This window comes from Candidatus Saccharimonadales bacterium, from assembly GCA_035457485.1.
Lineage (GTDB): Bacteria > Patescibacteriota > Saccharimonadia > Saccharimonadales > EFPC-124 > DATIBO01.
Genome location: DATIBO010000001.1, coordinates 1 through 4,251, shown reverse-complemented (window position 1 = coordinate 4,251; position 4,251 = coordinate 1). Strand labels below are relative to the sequence as shown.

Genomic DNA, 4,251 nt, shown 5'->3' with positions numbered 1-4,251 from the left:
GGTTCGTCCACTCCGGTCCTCTCGTACTAGGAGCAGCCCCCGTCAAACTTCCAACGCCCACTGCAGATAGGGACCAAACTGTCTCACGACGTTTTGAACCCAGCTCACGTACCACTTTAAATGGCGAACAGCCATACCCTTGGGACCGGCTACAGCCCCAGGATGAGATGAGCCGACATCGAGGTGCCAAACAGCGCCGTCTATGTGAACTATTGGGCGCTATAAGCCTGTTATCCCCGGGGTAACTTTTATCCGTGTGTGCTGGCAATCCCACATTCATGTACAAATGTACGACCAGCAGATCACTAACTCCGACTTTCGTCCCTGTTTGAATTGTAATTCTCACAGTCAAGCTGGCTTATGCGTTTGCACTATCGCTTCGATTTCCATCCGAAGCTAGCCAACCATTGAACGCCTCCGCTACTCTTTGGGAGGCAACCGCCCCAGTTAAACTACCCACCATACACGGTCCGATCACCGGATAACGGTGATCGTAAGAACAAGATTACATTAAGGGTGGTATTTCACCTGTGACTCCATCAGGGCTAGCGCCCTGACTTCAAAGTCTCCCACCTATGCTACACATAATGCAACCCGGTTCAATGTAAAGCTGTAGTAAAGCTCCACGGGGTCTTTTCGTCCTGGTACGGACAGACGGCATCTTTACCGCCAATGCACTTTCACCGAGGTCTTCCTAGAGACAGTATCCAGATCGTTACGCCATTCGTGCGGGTCGGAACTTACCCGACAAGGAATTTCGCTACCTTAGGACGGTTATAGTTACCGCCGCCGTTCACCGGGGCTTCAGTTCGGAACGTGAATTCCTCCCCTTAACCTTCCGGCACCGGGCAGGCGTCAGCCCCTATACATCCACTTTCGTGTTAGCAGAGACCTGTGTTTTTGATAAACAGTCGCCTGGATTCTTTTGCTGCGGCCCATATTGCTATGGGCAGACCTTATCCCGAAGTTACGGTCGCTTTTGTTGCCGAATTCCTTTAGGAAGATTCTCTCGTAAGCCTTGGTCTACTCGACCTGAGCACCTGTGTTGGTTTGCGGTACGGGCGGCAAAATTCACGCGTACAACAGCTTTTCTTGTCAGCTTGGCTCACGCAACTCACACCCTCAAGGGGCGCTCGCATTCGTGTTTCACCTAAGTAAACTTAGACTACGCACTTAGACGGGTATAACCATAAACCCGCTCACGTTACCATGCCGCGCACTGTGTACAAAATTTTACCGGTACGGAAATATTAATCCGTTGTCCATCGCCTACGCTACGCGCCTCGGCTTAGGCCCGACTAACCCTAGAATGATTACCATAGTCTAGGAAACCTTGCTCTTTCGGCCGAAGGGTTTCTCACCCTTCTTAAAGTTACTCATTCCAGCATTCTCACTTGATACCGCTCCACAGAACTTTACAATTCTGCTTCGCTGCAATATCAACGCTCCTCTACCACTTGTAATAAATTACAAATCCATATCTTCGGTACTATACTTGAGCCCCGTTACATTTTCCACGCAAGATCTCTTGACTAGTGAGCTGTTACGCACTCTTTAAATGAATGGCTGCTTCTAAGCCAACATCCTAGCTGTTTAAGAAATCTCACTTTGTTTCCCACTGAGTATAGATTTAGGGACCTTAGATGATGGTCTGGGCTGTTTCCCTTTTGAGCACCGATCTTAGCACCGATGTTCTGACTGCCGTGATTCCACAAACGGTATTCGTAGTTTGTTAAGGGTGGGTATCCTCGCGGACCCCAGTCCTTTACAGAGCTCTACCCCCGTTTGCTACCACACGACGCTAGCCCAAAAGCTATTTCGAGGAGAACCAGCTATCTCCGAGTTCGATTGGCATTTCACCTCCAACCACAGTTCATCCAAGCACTTTACAACGTGCCCTGGTTCGGCCCTTCACGCAGTTTTACCTGCGCTTCAGCCTGACCATGGTTAGGTCACTCGGTTTCGGGTCTAATCCGCAGTACTATGTCGCCCTATTCAGGCTCGCTTTCACTGTGCCTCCGTCAAATGACTTAAGCTTGCACTGCAAATTAACTCGCTGGATCGTTCTACAAAAAGCACGCCGTCACCAAACAAGTTGGCTCCGACACCTTGTAAGCACACAATTTCAGGATCTATTTCACTCCCCTCCCGGGGATCTTTTCACCTTTCCGTCACCGTACTAGTTCACTATCGATCACAAGATATATTTAGCCTTGGAAGGTGGTCCTCCCAGATTCAAACAGGATTTCTCGTGTCCCGTCCTACTCGAGATATTAAACATAAGGTCAGCTTCGTTTTCGCATACACGACTTTCACGTTCTTTGGTTAGTCATTCAAACTATTCTACTAACAAAGCCAGATTTCTTACCTTACGACCGGCTGATAGGCCAGATCTCACAAGAAAGAGTGCTCGAAGCATCGAGACCTCTTTCCTGGTCATTTAATTCTCACAACCCCTATTTAGGCATTCGTCTATCAACTTATTTGCCTGTAAACAGGCAAAAACCTAAAAGGTTTGGGCTATCTCCGTTTCGCTCGCCACTACTCCGAAGATCGTTATTTACTTTCTTTTCCTCAGCCTACTAAGATGTTTCAGTTCAGCTGGTTACCTTTCATATACCCTATAGATTCAGGTATTGATGCTCGCGACATGACTCGCGGCGGGTTGCCCCATTCGGATATCCCCGGATCAAAGCTTGTAGACAGCTCCCCGAGACTTTTCGCAGTCTTCCACGTCCTTCATCGGTATCTTGTGTCAAGGCATCCTTTGTGTGCTCTTGAGTAACTTTTTATGCATTGGTTTGACTAGTAGTTAGTAATAACCAACTACGCCGTCATCCTTTTACATCATTAAAAATTTCCAAATTGTTAAATTGCAGAACTCCCTTTGAGTTCAGGCAACAGCATCATGATTGATACTCTTGTCTGGCCTCAAGTGTCCCTATCGTAGCAGATTGATCCACATCTTGTAAAGGACATTTTTGTTGCAACTTTTTCAACAAAAAACCTCTGGTAACCAACTGCTTCCATTCAGTGAGTTGCCAGAGGTTTCTATCTGAAACGTTCGCTTCAAGTAATATACCACACCAGATCAGGATAGGCAATACTTATTATTAGCAGTTAACTACTAACTGGTGGGCGATGAGGGACTCGAACCTCCGACCTCGTCATTATCAGTGACGCGCTCTAACCAGCTGAGCTAATCGCCCACGAGTTAATAGTAAACTTAGATGAAAGGTGCAACAAATAATTTCATGGTGGAGCGTCGGGGATTCGAACCCCGGACCCCCTGCTTGCAAAGCAGGTGCTCTAGCCAGCTGAGCTAACGCCCCGTTACTAATAAACGGACAATCAATATTCTACATCAATTTCCTCTAATCTTCAAGATAAAAAGTCCACAAAACCAACAAAAAACACCTCTTTCGAGGTGTTTTTTGTTTTTTAACAACGTGGTAGTGCAGTCAACGTCCGCAAAAAGGTGAATCTCGTCTTGCCCCGAAGGGCTAATGTTATTTTGTAGATCCAGCAAAACAACAAGACCGACCTCGCTCAAACTAAGATTGCTCGTTAGTTTGGCTATACTCCCTAGAAAGGAGGTAATCCATCCGCACCTTCCGGTACGGATACCTTGTTACGACTTAACCCCAATCATGTGGTTCACCTTAGGCCGACAAAAGTCAGATTTCGGGTGCCCCCCACTTTCATGGTTTGACGGGCGGTGTGTACAAGACCCGGGAACGTATTCACCGCAGCATTCTGATCTGCGATTACTAGCGATTCCAGCTTCATGCAGGCGAGTTTCAGCCTGCAATCCGAACTGAGACCGGCTTTGATGAGATTTGCTCCGCATCACTGCTTGGCTGCTCATTGTACCGGCCATTGTAGCGCGTTTGTCGCCCAAGGCGTAAGGGTAATACAGACCTGACATCATCCCCTCCTTCCTCCCCGTTACCGGGGCAGTCTGACTAGAAAAATACAACTAATCATAGGGGTTGCGCTCGTTGATGGACTTAACCAAACATCTCACGACACGAGCTGACGACGGCCATGCAACACCTGTCATTGGGTTCCCGAAGGCACTCTCGGCTTTCGCCAAAATTCCCAAGATTTCAAGCCTTGGTAAGGTTCTTCGCTTACCATCGAATTAAACAACACGCTCCACCGCTTGTGCGGGTCCCCGTCAATTCCTTTGAGTTTTAGTCTTGCGACCGTACTCCCCAGGCGGGATGCTTAACGCGTTAGCTTCGCTAC

Annotated in this window: 2 tRNA genes and 2 rRNA genes; all 4 read right to left on the bottom strand. The window is 48.0% G+C overall.

What is annotated here, in order from left to right:
- Nucleotides 1–2,792: ribosomal RNA gene (locus VLA77_00020) — 23S ribosomal RNA — on the bottom strand; the annotation flags it as partial.
- A gap of 340 nt (nucleotides 2,793–3,132) precedes the next feature.
- Nucleotides 3,133–3,209: transfer RNA gene (locus VLA77_00015), tRNA-Ile, on the bottom strand.
- A gap of 46 nt (nucleotides 3,210–3,255) precedes the next feature.
- Nucleotides 3,256–3,332 (bottom strand) — tRNA-Ala (locus VLA77_00010).
- Nucleotides 3,333–3,589: 257 nt separating this feature from the next.
- Nucleotides 3,590–4,251, bottom strand: a 16S ribosomal RNA gene (locus VLA77_00005); the annotation flags it as partial.